The sequence below is a fragment of the Ruegeria sp. AM7 genome, assembly GCF_056535965.1.
In genome coordinates this window covers 691,530-711,323 of sequence record NZ_JBQFJE010000001.1, presented here as the reverse complement: position 1 = coordinate 711,323, position 19,794 = coordinate 691,530, and the positions used below count along the sequence as shown (strand labels likewise).

20 protein-coding genes and 1 tRNA gene are annotated in these 19,794 nt (G+C 55.1%); 10 read left to right on the top strand and 11 right to left on the bottom strand.

The genetic code is table 11. The features are described 5' to 3' along the window. Positions 1–194: 194 nt before the first annotated feature. The 4 genes from ACR3EG_RS03075 to ACR3EG_RS03060 all read right to left on the bottom strand — a co-directional run bounded on the left by ACR3EG_RS03075 (position 195) and on the right by ACR3EG_RS03060 (position 5,303). Positions 195–1,322 carry a hypothetical protein gene (locus ACR3EG_RS03075; RefSeq protein WP_480482812.1) on the bottom strand — a complete coding sequence of 376 codons (1,128 nt, stop codon included), beginning with the start codon at positions 1,320–1,322 and terminating at the stop codon, positions 195–197. Further along, complete coding sequence (locus ACR3EG_RS03070; RefSeq protein ID WP_480482810.1) at positions 1,319–3,160, bottom strand: DNA cytosine methyltransferase; 1,842 nt, start codon at positions 3,158–3,160, stop codon at positions 1,319–1,321. The genes ACR3EG_RS03075 and ACR3EG_RS03070 overlap by 4 nt, the downstream gene beginning before the upstream one ends. 458 nt (positions 3,161–3,618) lie before the next feature. Continuing rightward, a complete protein-coding gene (locus ACR3EG_RS03065) occupies positions 3,619–4,854 on the bottom strand; it encodes a hypothetical protein (protein ID WP_480482808.1) in 1,236 nt (411 codons plus the stop codon). After that, positions 4,851–5,303: a plasmid mobilization protein gene (locus ACR3EG_RS03060; protein WP_480482806.1), complete on the bottom strand. Its 453-nt coding sequence runs from the start codon at positions 5,301–5,303 to the stop codon at positions 4,851–4,853. Before ACR3EG_RS03060 ends, ACR3EG_RS03065 begins: the two co-directional genes overlap by 4 nt. A 310-nt stretch (positions 5,304–5,613) precedes the next feature. On the opposite strand from ACR3EG_RS03060, the gene ACR3EG_RS03055 reads away from it, so the two are divergent. Next, a complete protein-coding gene (locus ACR3EG_RS03055) occupies positions 5,614–5,736 on the top strand; it encodes a hypothetical protein (RefSeq protein WP_480482804.1) in 123 nt (40 codons plus the stop codon). Next, on the top strand, positions 5,733–5,933 hold the full coding sequence (locus tag ACR3EG_RS03050) for a hypothetical protein (RefSeq protein ID WP_480482802.1): 201 nt from the start codon (positions 5,733–5,735) through the stop codon (positions 5,931–5,933). Before ACR3EG_RS03055 ends, ACR3EG_RS03050 begins: the two co-directional genes overlap by 4 nt. A gap of 26 nt (positions 5,934–5,959) precedes the next feature. On the opposite strand, the gene ACR3EG_RS03045 is transcribed toward ACR3EG_RS03050, so the two are convergent. The 4 genes from ACR3EG_RS03045 to ACR3EG_RS03030 all read right to left on the bottom strand — a co-directional run bounded on the left by ACR3EG_RS03045 (position 5,960) and on the right by ACR3EG_RS03030 (position 9,306). Beyond that, complete coding sequence (locus ACR3EG_RS03045; protein WP_480482800.1) at positions 5,960–6,340, bottom strand: hypothetical protein; 381 nt, start codon at positions 6,338–6,340, stop codon at positions 5,960–5,962. Between the two features lie 266 nt (positions 6,341–6,606). Next, positions 6,607–6,951, bottom strand: coding sequence for a hypothetical protein (locus ACR3EG_RS03040; protein ID WP_480482798.1), 345 nt, complete (start codon positions 6,949–6,951; stop codon positions 6,607–6,609). A gap of 1,074 nt (positions 6,952–8,025) precedes the next feature. After that, a tRNA-Pro gene (locus tag ACR3EG_RS03035) sits at positions 8,026–8,102 on the bottom strand. 88 nt (positions 8,103–8,190) lie between these two features. Further along, positions 8,191–9,306, bottom strand: a complete 1,116-nt coding sequence (locus tag ACR3EG_RS03030; protein WP_480482796.1) for a THUMP domain-containing class I SAM-dependent RNA methyltransferase — start codon at positions 9,304–9,306, stop codon at positions 8,191–8,193. Positions 9,307–9,594: 288 nt separating this feature from the next. On the opposite strand from ACR3EG_RS03030, the gene ACR3EG_RS03025 reads away from it, so the two are divergent. The 6 genes from ACR3EG_RS03025 to nqrF are packed head-to-tail and all read left to right on the top strand — an operon-like array spanning position 9,595 to position 15,455. Next, positions 9,595–10,938: a Na(+)-translocating NADH-quinone reductase subunit A gene (locus ACR3EG_RS03025; protein ID WP_480482794.1), complete on the top strand. Its 1,344-nt coding sequence runs from the start codon at positions 9,595–9,597 to the stop codon at positions 10,936–10,938. A gap of 5 nt (positions 10,939–10,943) precedes the next feature. Continuing rightward, positions 10,944–12,152, top strand: coding sequence for an NADH:ubiquinone reductase (Na(+)-transporting) subunit B (locus tag ACR3EG_RS03020; RefSeq protein ID WP_480482792.1), 1,209 nt, complete (start codon positions 10,944–10,946; stop codon positions 12,150–12,152). Then, complete coding sequence (locus ACR3EG_RS03015) at positions 12,145–12,960, top strand: Na(+)-translocating NADH-quinone reductase subunit C (protein ID WP_480482790.1); 816 nt, start codon at positions 12,145–12,147, stop codon at positions 12,958–12,960. The genes ACR3EG_RS03020 and ACR3EG_RS03015 overlap by 8 nt, the downstream gene beginning before the upstream one ends. Further along, positions 12,960–13,613 (top strand): NADH:ubiquinone reductase (Na(+)-transporting) subunit D, encoded by a 654-nt coding sequence (locus ACR3EG_RS03010; protein WP_480482788.1) that lies wholly within the window; start codon positions 12,960–12,962, stop codon positions 13,611–13,613. Before ACR3EG_RS03015 ends, ACR3EG_RS03010 begins: the two co-directional genes overlap by 1 nt. After that, positions 13,613–14,221 carry an NADH:ubiquinone reductase (Na(+)-transporting) subunit E gene (gene nqrE, locus ACR3EG_RS03005; protein WP_039526851.1) on the top strand — a complete coding sequence of 203 codons (609 nt, stop codon included), beginning with the start codon at positions 13,613–13,615 and terminating at the stop codon, positions 14,219–14,221. The genes ACR3EG_RS03010 and nqrE overlap by 1 nt, the downstream gene beginning before the upstream one ends. 10 nt (positions 14,222–14,231) lie before the next feature. Further along, positions 14,232–15,455, top strand: a complete 1,224-nt coding sequence (gene nqrF / locus ACR3EG_RS03000) for an NADH:ubiquinone reductase (Na(+)-transporting) subunit F (protein WP_480482786.1) — start codon at positions 14,232–14,234, stop codon at positions 15,453–15,455. Positions 15,456–15,490: 35 nt separating this feature from the next. Here nqrF and tviB read toward each other — a convergent pair whose 3' ends face one another. From tviB to ACR3EG_RS02985, 3 genes are all read right to left on the bottom strand, one after another. Next, entirely contained in the window at positions 15,491–16,774 is a 1,284-nt protein-coding gene (gene tviB, locus ACR3EG_RS02995; RefSeq protein WP_480482868.1) for a Vi polysaccharide biosynthesis UDP-N-acetylglucosamine C-6 dehydrogenase TviB, read from the bottom strand. A 5-nt stretch (positions 16,775–16,779) separates the two neighbouring features. Beyond that, positions 16,780–17,793, bottom strand: a complete 1,014-nt coding sequence (locus ACR3EG_RS02990) for a GDP-mannose 4,6-dehydratase (protein WP_480482784.1) — start codon at positions 17,791–17,793, stop codon at positions 16,780–16,782. An 85-nt stretch (positions 17,794–17,878) separates the two neighbouring features. Continuing rightward, positions 17,879–18,403: a CBS domain-containing protein gene (locus ACR3EG_RS02985; protein WP_480482782.1), complete on the bottom strand. Its 525-nt coding sequence runs from the start codon at positions 18,401–18,403 to the stop codon at positions 17,879–17,881. Positions 18,404–18,513: 110 nt separating this feature from the next. Here ACR3EG_RS02985 and ACR3EG_RS02980 point away from each other — a divergent pair, with 110 nt between their 5' ends. Both ACR3EG_RS02980 and ACR3EG_RS02975 read left to right on the top strand, forming a co-directional pair. After that, entirely contained in the window at positions 18,514–18,699 is a 186-nt protein-coding gene (locus ACR3EG_RS02980; RefSeq protein WP_170773143.1) for a hypothetical protein, read from the top strand. A 66-nt stretch (positions 18,700–18,765) separates the two neighbouring features. Then, complete coding sequence (locus tag ACR3EG_RS02975) at positions 18,766–19,791, top strand: FAD:protein FMN transferase (RefSeq protein ID WP_480482780.1); 1,026 nt, start codon at positions 18,766–18,768, stop codon at positions 19,789–19,791. Positions 19,792–19,794: the final 3 nt, after the last annotated feature.

Genomic DNA, 19,794 nt, shown 5'->3' with positions numbered 1-19,794 from the left:
AATGCGAAAAGTTCATCCAATTTTTCCTGGGTTTTAGATCTTCGCAGACGCCTCTAGCCAATTGAGAAACCAGGCCGCTTGCGAGGTTTGGTTGCCCACGAAGCTCTCTATTGGCTACGAGTGTGGTGAAATAGGTGTATCCCGGAGCCATAGAGAGCTTACATCAAGGCACTGGTCGTGCGCCAAGTCCTTAGTCAATCAGGTAGGACGATTTCGTTCCACTTTATTCGGTGTTCGTGAGAGATTGCGGGCTCCTCGCGCAGCAACTCGGTGTAGTATGGAAAGATGTCGGCAGGGTTTTTTACAAGGCGCAGATAATATCGCATGGTTGGCAAAACGCCATTTGCAATTACTTGGCACCCAGTTCGCTCTCTGACCTCTTTTATTTTTGCGGCTACTTCGTCGGTTTGACCGCAATCCTTGTGGGTTGTTAAAATATAGAAACGGTCCACACGCCGCGCTACCAGTTTCTTTGCAGCATCAGCTATCAAATCCAAAGAAACAGGGATGCCATGCTTAACTTCAATTGCCTCAAATACAGTCCCGTCGTCATTTTTCACCTCAATGTCCCCTGTAGCACCAGTTTGAGAGTCGGCGGCGCTGTGCAATTCCAAATTCGCTAGATCTAACCCTTGAAACCTTTGAAGTTCGGGCATGATCAACCTGTAGAGGCTATGTAGTGCAAGGACAGGCAAACGAGCTTGGCCACGAGCCTTGTATTTAGCGAAAAAATGCGCTTCGAAATGCCCCATAATGGTATTGATGTCATCGATCCGAGGTTCGATTAAGTCGATACGTTTTTCATTTCGTCTTTTTACCTGCCCCAAGAACAGATAATTTAGCATACTTGCTGCGTCCATACCTCCGGCTGTCACTGCATGGTAACTGGCAAGAAACTCGTTCTTCACTGCACTGATGTTCTCGTCGTAGTCCAGAAAGTATGGCTTAGGTCGTTCCAGCGTGCGGGTTTGCCAGCCCGATTTCGCACCATCAAAATCCTGGTCTCGTAAAAATGGATAAACCGTATTCTCGCTCACTCCGCGATGGTTAAAGTGCTGCGGATCTTGGATTTGGATTTGATGATAGCGAACGTCTAACTCCGGGTAGGCAACTTTTATGGCTATACCTGTTACTAGGTTAGTGAAGGCGGCAGTTGCGTTGCTATCCGCTTTTTCATTCATCTTATCCAGGGAATTTCTTAAATCCTGCGGCAGGCCAAATGTTTTATCCGCCTTATCGTCTCTTTCCACCTCATCTGCGATTACTAGCGCCGCTTGAAGAGCATTTGAGATTTGCTCTTGATGATCTGCATAGTCACTCAATTTTGAATCCGTTTCTCTGTAACGTAAGATGCGGCGCTCTTACGGGTCTGGGGTTGTTTGACTGAGAAGTTCATTTGTTTACTCTGTGGAAGTGTGAACGGGTAAGCGATCATGTATTTACCCTTGGGGATGGCGATGTTCGTCTCACGAGTGCGAACATCGTATCGCAAAGCGCGTAAGCAGGTTGCCAGAGCATCGAAGCTTTCGACTTCAAACACATCACCAAGCTCCGACAACAGATCTTCTTTGTTTAGGTATCTGGAGCATCTTGAAAAGTCGGACACGTATGAGGCAAACCGCAATAGAGGATCATTGCCAACCACATCAAACTTGGTGACCTTAAAAAAAGGGTAAGGTTCAGTGAAATGACCGTATAGCTCAAAGAGCGATCCAAACGAACTCACTGCCCTGACCCATTCGTCTACCGCATTCCAAAGCAATTGTGGAGCTTTAGGACCCTGTCCAAATAGCTCCACTTTAAGTGAAGCAATAGGCTTTCCACTGAACTGACGAGGTGTAGACCAAACATCCAAATGGATACTTGAGCTCAGGACACCTTGTTGTTCGTAGAACACATTGAGTTGGTGATTGCTGTCTTTTGAGTGACCTAAAACATTTGGTTTGCTCGTAGAGCCCGCACATGGCTTCAGTGAGAAAACAAAATTTTTGTGTCCGCTTGCGATAATTGCATTGCCCGATCTCTTTCGCTCTACTTTGTTGTGAAGAGCACGGGTGCCTGCCGCCTTGACGCCTTTTCTTTTATCGAAAGATAGCTTGGTATCCTGGCCAAGTAACTCGATGGAAAGCTCGGCGCCAAAAATTTGCTTTAAGATTGAACTGGCTAAAGCATGTGCAATTTTCGGTGACACAGAGTTACCAATTTGCTTCACGATAGAGGCACGTTCGCCGTAAAACTTGTACTCTTGCGGGAAACCCTGGATCGCCTTGTACTCGGCAATGGAGAAATAGCGATTATCCCAATGCAATGGTCCGGTGTACTTCCCGGGACTCGCAATAATTGTTTTCATTGGGTAACCGCGGTGTGCCTTGTACAAAAAGTCGGAAAATCTCGATCTGTACGCGAATACTGGGCTTGGGTGTCCACGTTTGGCAGTGAAGAACAGGTAGTTTTGGCCTTCCGGGACTTCTGGCAGCAAATGTGAGTACTTCCCACCTTCGAAGCCGAGGGTGGGCGCCTCAGAGTTCTTTATTCGCAGGCCCTTAAAAGCTTCTTTTGGAGATACGTGCGGAAATTGGTCTATTGAGTCGGGACCGAACGTCGGTCTGGGAAACAAGAATGGCCGTTCTGTCTTGTGGCCAACAAGAAAAATACGTTCTCTGTGTTGCGGCACCCCATAGTCTGCTGCATCTAGCAGTCGGTAGTCTACAGTATAACCCAAACTGTTGAATGAAGATAAAATTGCTGCCCAGTCTTTTCCCTTGTTAGTAGCCAAGATTCCACGGACATTCTCAAAAACAAATGCTCTCGGTTGCACGTATGCGATTATATCCCTGTAGGCCTCGAACAAGTTACCTCGATCATCTAGCCGCCCGGCAGCACCGCCGGCTCTGCGGCCAGAGGCTGAGAAGCTCTGGCATGGGGGCCCGCCTACTATTAAATCGATATCCTTAGGCAAGCTGCTTGGGTTTATCTCTCTGATGTCCCCGCAAAAAATCTCGCAGTTGTCCGAGACTACGTTTCCTTTATTGAGAGACAGTGTTTCGCAGCAGTCTTCGTCGATATCTGAGGCAAAGACAATCTCGAACCCAGCGTCGTGAAAGCCAAGGTCCAGCCCTCCTGCGCCTGCAAAAAAACTAGCGACGCGAATACTGCACATAGTTGCCTCTCCTCAATTTGCGTCTTGCCTTGAAGTGCAAGCTGGTCTGCCCACAACCTATAGCGCACGTACACAACCTAGTGATAGTGGAAAAAGCTGATTACGCCATATCTGAGCTGAAAGTCATATAGGGTGACAGAGCAAGATCAGGTTAAGCACAAAAATGTTGGTGCATAGGCTTTTTCTACCCAAGAACATATGTCTAACCGTTGCTTAATGCTGCAAATATTCTGCGTACTCAAACACACTAAAAGTGGCTTGGATTTTCACGTTCGTCGTAAGGCATTGGCTCTTCATTGGGATCCAAAAGACAAGTAACAGTCCAGTTTTGTGAAGTTGCGGTGCAACGCTGCCTGATTTGACGCAGAAAGCCCCCTTGCCAGTTCTTACTTCTGCGTCACGGTGTCTCTTGCTGCCGAGTCTGCAAACGCCAACATCTAACGCACGTTCGACTCAATTTACATTTTCGATGAAAACATGGCTCCGCCTTGCTGCATGCTACGAACAAGAGCAGCTGTTTTTTCCACCTGTCTCTTTAACATCATAGCGAGCTTTTGCATCAAGTTTGGGTCGTTCACGTCTGGGATCGGCTCAAGATCGACGGCGCTTAAATCACCTGCACGATTGTTGGCGAAGCTCTGGGCCTGCGGCTGCAAGGTCTCGGCTGCCGCCACCAGCACGTTGGCGTCAGTCAGCTCTTGGCTACTGCCTGAAGTATCCTCAATAAGGCGTTCTGGCGCTGGATCATTGCCTGATTTGATTGGTGAATCTTCTCCTGACCGTCGATGATCTGCGATAGCAGACTCCGCAAGGTCTGGTCGTTCGGTTCTTTCAGATCTGAGAGCACGCATAATTTCCTTTGTCTCATGAATAAATTGGGCGACTTCTGCCGTTTTGATTTTCAAAGTTCTGTTTCCGTTGTGTGCCTTCAAGCCGCCAGGTAGCTCGATGTTTATGCGTGATCGGCCTCGGCCCTCGCTTACTGCTTCGGCCAGCTCTAGCCCTTGATTGTGGATCAACTCGGCGAGCGCCTCTGGCTGGTCTAAGCGGGGCAAGGAGACAATCTCTGTGAGCTGCTGGCGCAGGCCTGGCAAATTGAAATCTTTACGCTTGGCCTGCTGGTGGTTTTCGCGGGAATAGGCGGCACGGGGTTTGTCCTCGCCGCTCAGCTCGGCGGCTAGGAAGTCGGCCATCTCGTCGTGGCCCAGCTCGCGTAAGCGCATTTCGGAAAAATCATTATTGGCCCCGCTGGTGAGCTGGTGTCCGAATTGTAGCTCACAAAGGCGCGAAACAGCTTCGTCCTTCGCTTTCGACCTGAACAGCTTGTAAGTGCGGCCCGTTTCGCTGTCGGCTGTGGGTCTGACAAGGTGGTAGTGCTTTTGCAATGTGCCATCGGCCCGATTGCTTTGGTGCAGCGTCAAAGTTTCTGGGTCGTTCGGATTGAATCTGAACTCAGAACGGATTGCGGAGACGGTTGCTTTCAGCTCGTCGGCGGTTAGCTCTTGGCCGGGTGCGATCACGATATGCAAGAGGCCGTTCTTTCGGCCTCTCAGCTCGGCAAACTGGTCGGCAATCAAGAGTTGGTCGTTTTCATCCTGAATGACCTGGACTCGCTCGTTGTCAGCTTGTGTCACCGTATAAGCGGTGATGCGGGAGCCATCGCCTGCTGATATGCCACCCGTCTTGATAATCATTCGGCCGCGCCCAGCTCGTCGCCGCTGTGATTGTCAACGTTGGTAGCAGGTCTCAGTTTGCGAAGCTCGGCTCGCAGCTCGGTAAGCGGATCGGTCCAAAGCTTCCGGCCTTCGGCAATCGATTTGTGCATGGCCTCGAATTGAGCGGGTGATAAGGTGCCGGATTTCTGGGCCTCATTGATCGTGTGTTGGCACTGATTGATGTTCGTAGCGATACCGCTGAGTTGGCGGGCGATGGTCTCCAATTTTGAGGCATTCGGCGGCGCAAACGTGGTGCGGGCAAAGATCATGAAACGCACGAAATCAGCCTGTGACAGCTCGTTTTCGTGCGCCCAGCTCTTGAGTTTTTTGGCTTCGGGTTTGGTCAACCGCATTTTGAACATGCGGTCCCTGCGGGGGCGGTGGCCCGGTAGTACTTCCGGGGTTTGCGGTGTCGTGTGGGTCGTCATAAAATCCTCATTTTGTGTGGCCCGGTGGGGGTCAAGGGGGATGGCGCGGCCTCCCCTTTGCAAGTGTCTGTGTGTCCCGGAGGGCCTGAGCAGTCCCACTTGCTTCTTTCTTCCCCCAGCACTCGGGTGGTTCATCTAGTAAATTGCTGTGAAACTCGAAATTGCAAATTCAACAGAGTAAGAACTATCCCAATTTGGCAAAATTAACAGCAGGTTAAAGACGGCTTGTGGTTCTCCTTGATCTGCACATCTCCTAATTTTGGGAAATGAAATGAACACAATAGATTTCGAGATCCAAAGGGTTCTTGCCATGTATTTTCAGGAGCAATTTTCGCTGCAAGAAATGATCGTCAAACAGCTTGGCTCAATCGAAAAACAGAACCGGGCGCTTCTGGCAATCTTTGCTGCGGCAGGGCAGGAGTTAGGTAAATGAAGTTCTTGGGAGCGATGTTCAGTGCAGCTTCGATTGCTTCGGTAGAGCTGAAAAAAGCGGTTGCCAAGTCCGCAGGCGACGGCGGCACAGGCTTCCGCAAAAACAAACGTACGATTGCGACCGGACGTGCTCTGCTGCTTGCTTACGCGATGCAGGCAAGGGCAAAACGCGATATTGGAATGCTGCTACGGATGTGATTTCTTAGCGATAACCATCGCACAGATTAAATAGACAAGTCGGGGTCATCGCCAATCTCTCGTGTTATAATTGCGTCCACGTCGATCCCGCCATCGCCCTCGTCATCCTCGGCGGCTTCTTGTGCTTCGACCAGCTGCGGCTGCTCTTTCAGGTAGTAGTGACGGCTAGCTGCGTAACCTTGGCCGACAAGCCAGCCCAAGGCGCGAATCCAACTATCGTTATTCTTAGCGAAATACCGGCTAATTATGGTCTCGGCCTCGTCGCGATCCAGAGGGTGCTTCCCCGCTGCGATGTTGTCAGCTCTGATCAGACGTATTGCCTTCTTGCTGGCGCTGATCTTAGCCAGTGCGTCTTTCATGATCGTGTATCTGAGATATTCGCGGGCGGAATCTGAGTGTGTAGCCATTACCTGACAATAGGGCAGGTCACTGAAAGTGACGTTAAATATCTACAGGCGGTCACCCTCAGCGACCGGGAAAAGATCTGAAGGGTCGTGCGGAGATGTCCGGCCCATTATTTTCGTCGTCCTCTGTCTTGATCTGACCGCATTGGTGACACGCCCTTTTACAGCTTGTCTTTGTGAATTTGACGGTGTGTTCAGTTTTCTCATTACAAACGATGCACATAAGTTCGCTGTTTGTGTCTGTATGTTCTGCCAATTTCCCTATTTTACTATTCGGTGCGCCTTGTCGATGGTTTCGTTGGTTTTCGTCGCGCATGGGGCGTTGTGATCTGCATAAGCAGTTTCACCTCTGCGATCTTCCGATCAGCTCTTTCGAGCATTTCCCATGCGTATTCGTGCTGCCATTTCCAATCCTCGGCAGCGACGGGGAACTCACTCTTGCGGTCGTGTAACCAAGATTCCCAGTTGTAGACCACGCTTGAGGGTCGAATATAGCTTGCCGCGAATGAGTCAGCGATATGTTCGGGGCTGTGATCGTTGATCGCTTCGATCAGCTCGCCGGGGTCGTCCGAGGCTCCGGGCAATGCCGGAACTCCGATTGAAAGATTGTGCATGCTTGGTGTCCTTGTGAAGCAAGAGGAGTTTTTGGAAAACGGTGAGAGCGGCTTGGCCTCGATCACTGCCTGAGGCTTTTGGAGATTGAATGGCGCCCCTTTCGGTAGGCGTTGCCTTCAATGACACCCTGTTGGACATCATACTTTTCAGATGTAATGCGGCCCCCAAATGCACGTCCGCGTTCCAGTTTGTGAGTATTGTCTACCAGGTTCCCACGAAACTGCCTCTGAGAAGGTTCAGATTTCCCAAGGTAAGCGGCTAGCCAGTATCCGCTGAATTCTGGTGAAGCGTCCTGCACCTCAACGCCCAGGTGCCATCCACCGTCTAGGCTACACGCAATTTCACCCTTCGAGCGCTCATTGAGTGGCCTCCGGTGCTTTGCGGCAGCCTCTCCTAACGCTCGGCCAATGAAAGCAATAAAGTCTTTGTGGTGTTTGCTTGGCAGATGCAAAGCTAGGTGGAAGTGCTCCCCAGACCGAGCTGCACATTCTCTAACCCAGATGTAAGCAACGGGACACTTACGTTTCGCTCTGGTCAAGAACTTCCTGATTCTTTCGACCAAAGATTTGGCTCGATCATAATGGTGGAGAGTTGACCAAGAAGTGTCAGAGTACTCAAGAAGCTTGGACCAATTTACAGTCAAGATTGCATTTAGCGGGTATCCGTTTTTGAACCCGACGTGGGCTGCCGAGATAAATCGATACTGGGTCCTTGTTGGCAGGTCGGTGGACGTTTTTGCTGCCACCACCTGGTCGTCCAAACAGTATGGAACTTGTTGGTCACTCCCAAATGGATGGTATTCCAAACTAGGGTCATACGAACAATGAAACGCGCGATCCTTATTATAGGTGGGTGTCCGTAAATCGAGATTTTCATCGTTCTGACGATTTGAACAACTGGTTCCCCTTGGAAGTTCTTGAACACAACCAGCATCAGCTTGGAGATTGCGCCTAGGGTCCATCCACAAAGCAAAAGCAGCGTCGATATTGTTCCCAGGATCGATGAAACTGTGATGCCTCACAGAAACGGGGAAATCAGCAAGGCAAATATAGCTGCAATAACCCCTATAAACTTGGTCGGAGTGGCGAGATTCGAACTCACGACCCCTGCCTCCCGAAGACAGTGCTCTACCAGGCTGAGCTACACTCCGACCGTGGCGGCGGGTCTATACCCGGCAATTTGGATGCGCAAGAGGGATTTTGCGGATTCAAACACCGCGGCTTTTGCTGCGATTGGCGTCAGGGCAGGGCGTCCGTGCGGTAGAGGCGGATTTTGGTGCCGCCGTGGTCAACCACCGGTCCGGGCGGCAGCAAAGGCAGGCGAGTTGCGCGGGCAAGCCCCGCATTGCTGGTCACGATCCCCACACGCCAGCCGCTGAAACGGGAGGCGAGTACTTTGCCCAACGCCCCGTAGAGAGAGCGCAGGCGTTTTTCATCGCCGATTCGTGCACCATAAGGTGGGTTGACGATGACCAGACCGGCGTCGCCAGAAGGGGGTTTGATGTCGCTGACGGCGCGGGTTTGGAACCTTGCAACCTCACCCACTCTGGCCTGCGTCGCATTGGCTTGGGCGGCTTCAACAGCGCCAGAGTTGCGGTCGGAGCCGGAGAAAACAAGATCGGTTTCGGATATATCCTCATTAGCACGTAGGTTACTCCACGTGGCGGGGTCGAACCCGGCAAGGTTTTCGAAGGCAAAGCTGCGGCTGCGACCAGGGTTCAGCCCCAAGGCGATCTCGGCGGCTTCTATGACAAAGGTGCCTGAGCCACACATCGGGTCCAGAACCGGTTCGGATCCGATGTATCCGCACTCTCGCAGGAACATAGCGGCCATGGTCTCGCGCATGGGGGCTTTGGCAACTGCTGGTTTGTGGCCGCGTTTGTGCAGGGGCTCGCCGGATGTATCGACTGAAAAAGTGCAGATATCCTTTTCAATGCGCAGCAGGACCCGAAGGGTGGCATCGCCCGAGATCGGCGCGCCGAGAGTTTCGGCAATTGCGTGCTCGACCCGCTGTTTCGCGGCGCCTGCATGGTAGATACGGGATTTGCGGCTGGTCGCCTCAACTTTGACCGGCACTTCCGGGCGCAGAAAATCTGACCATGGAAACTTGCGGGCACGTTTGTCGAGCTGGGCCAGGTGAACGGCGGGAAAGCTGCCGATGCGCAGCAAGACCTTGTTGGCACCCCGCAGACACAGATTGGCGCGCCAGACATCGGTCCATCCGCCGTGCAGGCTGACACCACCGGATACAATTTTGGCGTTTTCGAACCCGTTTTCGACCGTCTCGGCCAGCAAGGGAGCCTCAAGCCCGGGCGTGGCCACCAGAAATATCTCGAATTTGTCGCTGTGTTCCATTCCCGGTGCATACACCGGATGCGATCCGGGCGCGATATGCATTTTCCTCGCATTGAAACTGCGCAAGATGGTAGGAATGTGACAATTACTTGCGACTTTGAGCGGTAACAGGTTTGCGTTTGTGAACATCCCCGCGTAAAGGGTCCATGATCGAAAATATGCCTGCGGATTTTGGACCGTTTTCGGCGCTTGTGCGACGAAGATCCCGATAAACCGTGCTATTGCAGGATTCCGAAAGGACGACAGCAGAGTTGGCGCAGACAAAGAGGCTTGGAAGACCGTAGCGACATGCAAACTTTCAAACTGAAAAAAGGGTTCGAGCTGCCGGTGCAGGGTGCGCCGGATCAGACGATTCATCCGGGACCCGAATTTTCGACCGTCGGGATTCTGGGCGGCGACTATATTGGCTTGAAGCCCAAGATGCTGGTGCAAGAGGGTGACGACGTCCAGCGCGGTGCGCCCCTGTTCTGCCACAAGGATGCACCGGACGCGATGATGGTGGCCCCAATGACCGGAAAGGTCGTAGCCATTAACCGGGGTGCGCGGCGCGTGCTGCAGAGCGTGGTGATCGAGGTCTCGGACCCCAATGACACCGGCATTGATTTCTCGGGCGTGGGCAATGGCGACAGCGCGGCTGGGATCACCGAGAAACTATGCGCAGCGGGTTTGTGGACCGCGTTCCGCACCCGGCCTTACTCCAAGACGCCTGAACCCGGAAGCGCACCCGCGGCGATTTTCGTGACTGCGATGGACAGTGAGCCTCTGGCGGGTGATGCAGCAGTGATTATCGCTGATGCAGGGGATGCGCTCGCTGCGGGTCTGGCGGCGATCGCTAACCTGACCGAAGGTAAGACCTATCTGTGCCACAGAGAGGGTGACTCGGTACCGGGCACCGACGTGCCGGGAGTTGAAGCCGCAGCATTTGCAGGTCCGCACCCGTCGGGGCTGGCGGGGACGCATATCCATTTCCTCGAGCCGCTGTCGGGGGACAAGCAGGTCTGGACCATCGGGTATCAGGACGTCATCGCCATTGGCCGCCTGATGCAGACCGGCCATCTGGACCCCAATATCGTGGTCGCCCTGACCGGTCCGGGCGCGCGACAGCCGCGATTGATCCGCACGGTCATGGGCGCGTCGACCGACGATCTGACCCGCGACGAGGTAGATGTGGACGGGACGCCCCGGATTATCTCGGGCTCGATCCTGTCGGGCGCGCAGGCCGAAGGTCCAACCGCCTATCTGGGGCGTTTTGCGCGGCAGATTTCGATCATCCGTGAAGATCATGATCAACACACGATGGGTTGGATTCTTCCAATGCCGTCGAAATTCGCCGTACAACCGGTGTTGGGCTCGGCCTTTGCGAAAAAACTTTATGCGTTCACGTCGAACCTGAATGGTGGCCGTCGTGCGATGGTGCCGACTGGCGTGTTCGAAGAGCTGATGCCGCAGGATTATCTGCCCACGCAGCTGCTGCGCGCATTGCTGGTCATGGACACGGACACGGCGCAGGCACTGGGTGCGTTGGAGCTGGATGAAGAGGATTTGGGCCTTGTGGGCTTTGCCTGTCCGGCGAAATATGAATACGGGCTGGCGCTGCGCGACTGCCTGACCAAGATTGAAAAGGAGGGCTGATCCACATGGGTTTGCGCAGCTTCTTCGATCGGATTGAGCCGAACTTTACCAAGGGCGGCAAGTACGAGAAGTATTTCCCCATCTACGAGATGGTCGAAAGCTTCATCTACACTCCGAAAACCGTCACCACCGTAGCCCCACACGCACGGTCCTACGTGGATATGAAGCGGATCATGACCTATGTCGTGATCGCTACGATCCCCTGTATCCTGTGGGGGATGTGGAATACGGGTTATCAGGCCAACACGGCGATTGCGACGCTTGGCCCGGATGCGGCGACCGGTTGGCGGATTGCTTTGTTGCAGATGTTCGGGATTTCGCTGAACCCAGAAAGCCTGTTTGCCAACGTGTTGCACGGGTTGCTTTATTTTCTGCCAATCTACATCACGACGCTGGTTGCGGGTGGTATTTTCGAGGTGATTTTTGCCACGGTGCGCGGGCATGAGGTGAACGAGGGTTTCCTTGTCACATCGATGCTCTATACGCTGATCCTGCCCGCATCGACACCGCTTTGGCAGGTCGCTTTGGGCATCATCTTCGGCGTTGTCATCGGCAAAGAAGTATTTGGCGGTACCGGTAAGAACTTCCTCAACCCCGCACTGGTCGGGCGGGCGTTCTTGTATTTCGCTTATCCCGCGCAAATGTCGGGGGACTCGGTTTGGACTCCGGTGGATGGTTTCTCGGGCGCGACCGCGTTGGGGATCACCGCAGCCGAGGGCGTTCAGGCGCTGGCGGCTGAGGGGATCACCTGGGCCAATGCGTTCTTCGGCACCATTCAGGGCAGTTTCGGTGAGACATCGACGCTGGCCTGTATGATCGGCCTGGCCTTCCTGCTGACAACAAAAATCGCCAACTATCGCCTGATCCTCGGCTGTTTGGCGGGAACCATCGGCTTCTCGCTCTTGCTGAACCTGATCGGGTCAGACACCAACCCGATGTTTGCGATGCCTTGGTACTGGCACATCGTTCTGGGCGGCTACGCCTTTGGTCTGGCCTTCATGGTGACCGAGCCGGTTTCGGCCAGCCACACCAACATGGGCCGCTATATCTACGGTGCGCTGATTGGTGTCATGGTTGTGATGATCCGCGTCATTAACCCTGCTTTCCCCGAAGGCATGATGCTGGCTATCCTCTTCGGAAACGTCTTTGCGCCGCTGATCGACTATTTCGTCGTGCAGGCCAACATCAAACGGAGGGCGCGTCGCCATGTCTGATACGCAATCCCAAGAACCAAAGGGCGCGATTGCCAAGTTTCTGGCCGCCTCGCCGGATTCTGTGAGCAAGACGATCATCGTTGCGGTCGCGGTCTGCCTTGTGGCTTCGATGGTCGTATCCGCCGCAGCCGTCAGTCTGCGCCCGGTGCAAGAAGCCAACGCGCTGAAGGACAAGCAAGTCAACGTTCTGCAGGTTGCAGGCGTCTACGAACCCGGTGTCGATGTCTCCGAGGCATTTGCCGCGTTCGAGCCGCATGTGCTGGAACTGGCGACCGGTCAATTCGTGGACGATCAGTTCGATCCGGCTGCCTTTGACGATATCGCCGCCGCCAGCGACCCCGAGCTGAGCGTCGCGCTGGACAATGATCCTGCGGGCATTGGGCGTCAGTCCAAATATCGCGTGATCTATCTGTTGCGCGACGATGCGGGCGAGTTGGACAAGGTGATCCTACCGCTACATGGCTATGGCCTGTGGTCCACGCTCTATGGCTTTATCGCGCTGGAGAACAACGGCAACGATATCTTCGGCCTGCAATTCTATCAGCACGGTGAGACGCCGGGCCTTGGGGCCGAGGTGGACAACCCGCGCTGGAAGGCACTGTGGAATGGCAAACGTCTGCGCGATGACGCGGGTGAGTTGCAGATCACCGTTGCCAAATCGCAGCCCGCCGCTGGCCCCGACTTTTACGTCGACGCGCTGGCCGGGGCGACGCTGACCTCGGTGGGTGTCGATAACCTTGTACGGTTCTGGATGGGGGATGCGGGCTACGCTCCGTTTCTGGCCAAACTGCAAGCAGGAGAATTCTGATGTCTCAGACCAAGAAAGAGATGCTGGTCGACCCGCTTGTCGACAACAACCCGATCACTCTGCAGGTGCTGGGCATCTGTTCGGCACTGGCGGTGACCTCGTCGCTGCAAGTGTCGTTCGTGATGGCGCTGGCGGTGACGTTTGTGACTTCGTTCTCGTCCTTCTTCATCTCGTGCCTGCGTAACCAGATTCCAGGTTCGATCCGTATCATCGTACAGATGGTGATCATCGCGTCGCTGGTGATCCTAGTGGATCAGGTGCTCAAAGCCTATGCGTTTGAGATTTCGAAAACCCTGTCGGTTTTTGTGGGTCTGATCATAACCAACTGTATCGTGATGGGCCGGGCCGAGGCGTTTGCGATGAAAAACCCGCCGGTTGCATCGTTCATAGACGGTCTGGGCAACGGGATGGGCTATGGCTTGATCCTGCTTTTGGTGGGTTTCATTCGCGAACTGTTCGGCGCCGGGTCGCTGTTCGGCATCACCATCCTGCAAACCGTCAACAACGGTGGCTGGTACGTGCCAAACGGCATGCTGCTGCTGCCGCCGTCGGCATTCTTCATCATCGGTCTGATCATCTGGGCCTTCCGCACATGGAAGCCGAACCAGGTGGAAGAGCGTGAATACAAAATTCAGCAGGTAGAGGCCCACTGATGGAAGGTCTGATTTCACTGGCCGTAAAGGCCATCTTTGTCGAAAACCTTGCGCTCAGCTTCTTTCTGGGGATGTGTACTTTCATCGCCGTGTCCAAGAAGATTTCGACCGCGCTGGGTCTGGGCATTTCGGTCATGGTCGTGCAGGCCATCACCGTGCCTGCGAATAACCTGCTGCTGAACTACCTGCTGAAACCGGGCGCGCTGGCATGGGCGGGCTTCCCGGATGTGGACCTGACCTTTCTTGGCCTGATCTCATATATCGGTGTGATTGCGGCGATGGTTCAGATCCTTGAGATGGTTTTGGATAAGTATTTCCCACCGCTCTACAATGCGCTGGGGATCTTCCTGCCGCTGATCACAGTGAACTGCGCCATTCTAGGTGGCTCGCTGTTCATGGTAGAACGCGACTATAACTTTGCCGAGGCCACAACTTATGGCCTGTCTTCCGGCTTTGGCTGGGCGCTGGCCATCACCGCGATGGCGGGCGTGCGGGAAAAACTGAAGTATTCGGACATCCCCGACGGCCTGCAGGGGCTGGGCATTACCTTCATCACCGCGGGTCTGATGGCGATGGCCTTCATGTCCTTCTCGGGCGTGAAACTGTAAGGAGGGCGCAATGGAAACCTTTGGCTTAGGCGTAGCCCTTTTCACTGTCATCGTCATCGCGCTGGTGACGATCATTCTGGCGGCTCGGTCGAAATTGGTCTCGACTGGTGATGTGAACATCACCATCAATGGCGAGAAGACCATTTCGGTCCCCGCTGGTGGCAAGCTGCTGCAAACCCTTGCGGCCGAGAAGCTGTTCGTGCCTTCGGCCTGTGGCGGCGGTGGCACCTGTGCGCAATGCCGGGTGCGGGTGCATTCTGGCGGCGGCTCGATCCTGCCGACCGAGGAAAGCCACATCACCAAGCGCGAAGCGTCGTGCGGTGACCGTCTGTCCTGTCAGGTCGCGGTCAAGCAGGACATGGACATCGAAGTCCCCGAAGAGGTCTTTGGCGTCAAGAAATGGGAATGCACCGTTCGCTCGAATGAAAACGTGGCGACCTTCATCAAGGCCCTGACGCTGGACCTGCCGGAAGGCGAGGATGTGAACTTCCGCGCCGGCGGCTATATCCAGATCGAAGCCCCCGCGCACCAGTTGAAATACACCGATTTCGACGTGGAAGAGGAATATCGCGAGGATTGGGACAAGTTCAATCTGTGGCAATACGAATCCAAGGTCGCCGAACCGATCGAGCGCGCCTATTCGATGGCCAACTACCCGGATGAAAAAGGCATGATCATGCTGAACGTCCGCGTGGCCTCGCCGCCTCCGGGGTCCGAGGGTATCCCTGCGGGTCAGATGTCGTCCTATATCTTCAACCTGAAACCGGGTGACAAGGTCACGATCTCGGGTCCGTTTGGTGAATTTTTCGCCCGTGAGACGCAAAAAGAGATGGTCTTTATCGGCGGTGGCGCAGGCATGGCCCCTATGCGCAGCCATATCTTCGATCAGCTCAAGCGGTTGCAGAACCGCGATCGCAAGATCAGCTTCTGGTACGGGGCACGGTCGAAGAAAGAGATGTTCTTTGTCGAAGATTTCGACACGCTTGCCGAAGAGTTCGACAATTTCGACTGGCATGTCGCCCTGTCGGATGCTCAGCCCGAGGACGATTGGAAAGGCTATACCGGCTTCATCCACAACGTGCTGTTCGAGGAATACCTCAAGAACCACCCCGCACCCGAGGATTGCGAATTCTACATGTGTGGCCCGCCGATCATGAACCAGTCGGTCATCAACATGCTGCTGGATCTGGGTGTGGACCGCGAAGACATCATGCTCGACGATTTCGGCGGGTAAGACAGGAAAACCGGCGCAGGACAGCGCCGGTTTTTTTACAGCCGCAGGTCGCTGGCCTCGGGCGGCAGACAGGATTTGACGTCGAACAACACGCTTTGATCCTTGCCAAGGGCGCGTATCTCGGCTGGGTCGAGCGTCAGAAATTCCCGATGCGCAACCGCCAGAACGATACCGTCATAGGCACCAGTTTCCGGCTGCGAAGTCAATGAAATCCCGTATTCCTGCTGCGCGGCATCTGCATCCGCATGGGGGTCGTGGACATCGACTGTGACGCCATAGTCTTGCAACTCGTCAATGATATCCACTACGCGCGTGTTGCGCAGGTCGGGACAGTTTTCCTTGAAGGTCAGCCCCATCACCAGCACGCGGGCGGCGGCCACGTTGATCCCCTCGCGCATCATCTGCTTGACCAGTTGCGAGACCACATAGCCGCCCATACTGTCGTTCAGCCGCCGCCCGGCTAGAATGATCTGGGGGTGATGGCCGACCGCTTCGGCCTTGTGGGTCAGGTAATAGGGGTCGACGCCGATGCAATGCCCGCCCACCAGACCGGGGCGGAAGGGCAGGAAGTTCCACTTGGTCCCCGCGGCGCGCAGAACTGCATCGGTGTCGATATCCATCCGGCCAAAGATCATCGCCAGCTCGTTCACCAATGCGATATTCAGGTCGCGTTGGGTGTTCTCGATCACTTTTGCGGCCTCGGCCACACGGATGCTTTCCGCCTTGTGGGTGCCTACCGTGATGATCCGCGCGTAAAGCGCATCCACCAGATCGGCCACCTCAGGCGTCGAGCCGGACGTAACCTTGCAGATATCCGCGATCCGATGCGTCTTGTCACCGGGGTTGATCCGCTCGGGGCTGTAGCCTGCAAAGAAATCGCGGTTGAACACCAGGCCCGAGGCGCGTTCCAACACTGGCACACAGTCTTCCTCGGTCGCGCCGGGGTAGACGGTGGATTCGTAGATAACCAGATCACCAGGTTTCAGCACGCGTCCAACCGTTTCAGACGCGCTGAGCAGCGGTGTTAAGTCAGGCTGCTTGCCCGCTGTGATCGGGGTGGGGACGGTGACGATATAGGTGTCGCATGCGGCGATATCTGCCGGATCGGTGGTGAAGGACAGGCCGGTTGCGGCGTGCAGGTTCTCGGGCTCGACCTCATGGGTTGCGTCCTGACCGGCGCGCAGGGCGGTGATCCGAGCTGTATTGATGTCAAAGCCGATCACAGGGCCGATTTTGCCGAAGGCCACCGCAAGCGGCAGGCCGACATAGCCCAGTCCGATCACGGCGATCTTGCGCGCGTTGGGGTCTGTTTCAAACATCGTCGTCATTTATCATGATAGTCGCGGAACCACGCGACGAACCGGGCAATGCCCTCTTTGAAATCGGTTTGCGGGCGGTACCCTGTCAGGGATTGCAGCAGGTCATTATCGGCCCATGTCGCCGGCACATCGCCCATCTGCATGGGCATGTAGTTTCGGATAGCCTTTTTGCCCAAGGCATCCTCAATGGCCTCAATGAAGTCCATCAGCCGCACCTTGTCTCCATTGCCGATATTCACCACCCGCCACGGCGCTGCCGGAGACAGGCTGTCGCCCTCGGCAATCTGATCCGCACTGTCCGGACGCTCGGGCGGGACGTCGATCAGCAGGCAGATACCCCGGACCAGATCCTCGACATAGGTGAAGTCGCGGTACATGTCGCCGTGGTTGTAGATGTCGATCGGGCGGTCATCCAGAATGGCGTCCACAAATTTATAGAGCGCCAGATCGGGGCGGCCCCAACTGCCGTAAACAGTGAAAAAGCGGAACATCGTCGTCGGCAGGTTCCACAGATGAGCGTAGGAATGGCCCATCGCCTCATTTGCTTTCTTTGTGGCTGCGTAGATGGTCAGAGGGGTGTCGGCCTTTTCGACCTCGGTAAATGGCATCTCTTCATTGGCGCCGTAAACGGATGAGGTCGAGGCCATCAGCAGATGCGCAACCTTGTGTTCGCGGGCGACCTCCATGACGTTGAACGTGCCCACGACGTTCGAGTTGATATAGCTGCGCGGGTCTTCCAGGCTGTAGCGAACCCCGGCTTGTGCGGCGAGGTGGACGATGACCTCGGGCTTGAAGTCATCGGCGATCTGTTTCAGGCGGTCGTGATTTTCCAGCAGGTCCTCGGTTGCGGAAAAGCCCGGATTCTGCAGAAGCATCTGGTGGCGGCGCTGTTTGAGTGTGACGTCGTAATAGTCGGTCATCCCGTCATAGCCGTGCACACGAAAGCCTTCGGCCAGCAAGAGCTTGGCCAGATGGAACCCGATGAACCCGGCCGTTCCGGTGACAAGAACCCGTTTCATGCATCCCTCTGTTTCATCGCCGTTTGATGCTGCATCAGGGATACTGTCACGGGGCCGAGGTCAAGGGGATTTTCGCCGCATTCGATCAGCCAACAATCATCTGTTTCATGCGAAGGGCTTCGTATTCTAGCTCTTTCAGGCGAAAATGCACAACGTCGCCGATGGTGATAACACCGCGCAAGGCACCGTCAGAAAGAACGGGCATGTGGCGAAACCGCCCCTCGGTCATGGTTTTCAAAACGTCGTTCAAAGGGTCTTCGGGCGAGCAGGTCTTGACCTCTTGCGTCATCAGATCCGCGACCGATTGAGGCAAGGTCTGGCCAGGTGTATCTGCCATACGGCGCACGATGTCGCGTTCGGACAGGATGCCCTGCAAGGCGCCATTTTGATCGGTCACCAAGACGGCCCCGATCCGTTTTTCCTTGAGAGTGTTGACCACCGAGTGGATCGTATCGTTCGGACGTACCGAGAAAACCGCGTCGCCTTTGCCCTCAAGCAGTTTGGCCACTGTCGTCTGCGAGTGTGACAGGTTCGAATCGACCGATTGACTGCGCGTGCTGGTCTGGGCCTTGTCGCCGCGGGTCGGTGGCTGGTAAGAGCTTGGGGCCATGGGCAATCTCCTTCTGCTTTGTTATTTACCTTAGCGCAGCTAAACGACCTGTATAGGGTGCAATTGCCCGTTCCGGTGAAAACTGCCGAAAACCAAGGATACCCGAACTTTTGTCCGACCTCTCTCTGACCCCGCCTGTTGCAGCGCTGATCTTTTTCGCAGTGGTCGTATGCGGGCACAATTTTCGCATGGCGTGGAAACAACAAGCGCCGGGGTGGCAGAAAAAGGCGTGGCTGTTTGGGGTGCCTGCCGGAATCGGTCTGCTGGTTCTGGGCTTCATGCCGCTGAAACTCTGACGCTGGTTTGACTCTGATCCGGGGCGCTGGCATATGCCGGGCACGTTTTCCTAAGAGGGTGCTGTGATGCGTCTTGTCCCCGTTTTGGCTGTTGTCGCGCTGGTGTCTGGCTGTTTGTTCGACAAAGAACCAGAGGTCGTGCGCCTGTCTGGCGAAACCATGGGAACGACCTTCAACATCACCGCCATCGGCGTGGACGTGGACGAAGAGGTGCTGGCAGGTGCGGTCGATCAGACGCTGGCCGAGGTCAACGCCAAGATGTCCAACTGGGATCCGAATTCCGAGGTGTCCACCTTTTCTGCGTCGGACAGCACCGATGCCGTTGCGGTATCGGACGAATTCGCGCTGGTGATAGATGCGGCAAATGACGTGCACGAGAAATCGGGCGGCACGTTTGACGTCACCCTTGGCCCGCTGATCGAGCTGTGGGGCTTTGGCCCGCGCAAACCTGAAGACCCTGTGCCATCGGATGCCGAAATTCAGGCCGCGTTAGACAGCGTCGGTCAGTCCCGCCTGTTGACGCTGGACCGCAAGGCCGGGACGCTGGCCAAATCGGATGCGGGTGTAGGCATCAACTTGTCGGCCATCGCCAAAGGCTATGGCATTGATGCGGTGGCCGAAACGCTGCGCGACGCCGGGATCGAGAATTACATGGTCGAAATCGGCGGCGATCTGGTCACTATGGGTCAGAATGACAAGGGTGAGGCATGGCGGATCGGGATCGAAAAACCTGAAACTGGCGTGCAGGCCATTCAGTTGATCGTTCAGCTTGACGATCTGGGGATGGCGACTTCGGGCGATTACAAGAACTTCTTCGAACAGGACGGCGTGCGCTATTCACATATTATCGACCCTGTGACAGGCCGCCCGATCACGCACCGGACCACCTCGGTCACGGTGCTGGCGGAAAACGCGATGATGGCCGATGCCTGGGCCACGGCCATGTTGGCGCTGGGGCAGGAAAAAGGGCTGGAACTGGCCGAAAAGCATAAACTTGCCGTGTATTTCATCTCGCGGGATGTGACAGGGGGCGAAGATGCCTATATCACGGTCCATAGCAGCGCGTTCAAAGACGCGTTGGGCAGCAACTGACGG

What these genes read in the sequence shown, in the direction of transcription:
- ACR3EG_RS03010 (WP_480482788.1), top strand. Translation starts at nt 12,960, where the DNA reads ATGTCTCAGACCAAGAAAGAGATGCTGGTCGACCCGCTTGTCGACAAC.
- ACR3EG_RS03045 (WP_480482800.1), bottom strand. Translation starts at nt 6,340, where the DNA reads ATGGCTACACACTCAGATTCCGCCCGCGAATATCTCAGATACACGATC.
- ACR3EG_RS03030 (WP_480482796.1), bottom strand. Translation starts at nt 9,306, where the DNA reads ATGGAACACAGCGACAAATTCGAGATATTTCTGGTGGCCACGCCCGGG.
- ACR3EG_RS02975 (WP_480482780.1), top strand. Translation starts at nt 18,766, where the DNA reads ATGCGTCTTGTCCCCGTTTTGGCTGTTGTCGCGCTGGTGTCTGGCTGT.
- ACR3EG_RS03015 (WP_480482790.1), top strand. Translation starts at nt 12,145, where the DNA reads ATGTCTGATACGCAATCCCAAGAACCAAAGGGCGCGATTGCCAAGTTT.
- ACR3EG_RS03055 (WP_480482804.1), top strand. Translation starts at nt 5,614, where the DNA reads ATGTATTTTCAGGAGCAATTTTCGCTGCAAGAAATGATCGTCAAACAG.
- ACR3EG_RS03050 (WP_480482802.1), top strand. Translation starts at nt 5,733, where the DNA reads ATGAAGTTCTTGGGAGCGATGTTCAGTGCAGCTTCGATTGCTTCGGTA.
- ACR3EG_RS03065 (WP_480482808.1), bottom strand. Translation starts at nt 4,854, where the DNA reads ATGATTATCAAGACGGGTGGCATATCAGCAGGCGATGGCTCCCGCATC.
- ACR3EG_RS03060 (WP_480482806.1), bottom strand. Translation starts at nt 5,303, where the DNA reads ATGACGACCCACACGACACCGCAAACCCCGGAAGTACTACCGGGCCAC.
- tviB (WP_480482868.1), bottom strand. Translation starts at nt 16,774, where the DNA reads ATGTTTGAAACAGACCCCAACGCGCGCAAGATCGCCGTGATCGGACTG.
- ACR3EG_RS03025 (WP_480482794.1), top strand. Translation starts at nt 9,595, where the DNA reads ATGCAAACTTTCAAACTGAAAAAAGGGTTCGAGCTGCCGGTGCAGGGT.
- ACR3EG_RS03020 (WP_480482792.1), top strand. Translation starts at nt 10,944, where the DNA reads ATGGGTTTGCGCAGCTTCTTCGATCGGATTGAGCCGAACTTTACCAAG.
- nqrF (WP_480482786.1), top strand. Translation starts at nt 14,232, where the DNA reads ATGGAAACCTTTGGCTTAGGCGTAGCCCTTTTCACTGTCATCGTCATC.
- ACR3EG_RS03070 (WP_480482810.1), bottom strand. Translation starts at nt 3,160, where the DNA reads ATGTGCAGTATTCGCGTCGCTAGTTTTTTTGCAGGCGCAGGAGGGCTG.
- ACR3EG_RS02990 (WP_480482784.1), bottom strand. Translation starts at nt 17,793, where the DNA reads ATGAAACGGGTTCTTGTCACCGGAACGGCCGGGTTCATCGGGTTCCAT.
- ACR3EG_RS02985 (WP_480482782.1), bottom strand. Translation starts at nt 18,403, where the DNA reads ATGGCCCCAAGCTCTTACCAGCCACCGACCCGCGGCGACAAGGCCCAG.
- nqrE (WP_039526851.1), top strand. Translation starts at nt 13,613, where the DNA reads ATGGAAGGTCTGATTTCACTGGCCGTAAAGGCCATCTTTGTCGAAAAC.
- ACR3EG_RS03040 (WP_480482798.1), bottom strand. Translation starts at nt 6,951, where the DNA reads ATGCACAATCTTTCAATCGGAGTTCCGGCATTGCCCGGAGCCTCGGAC.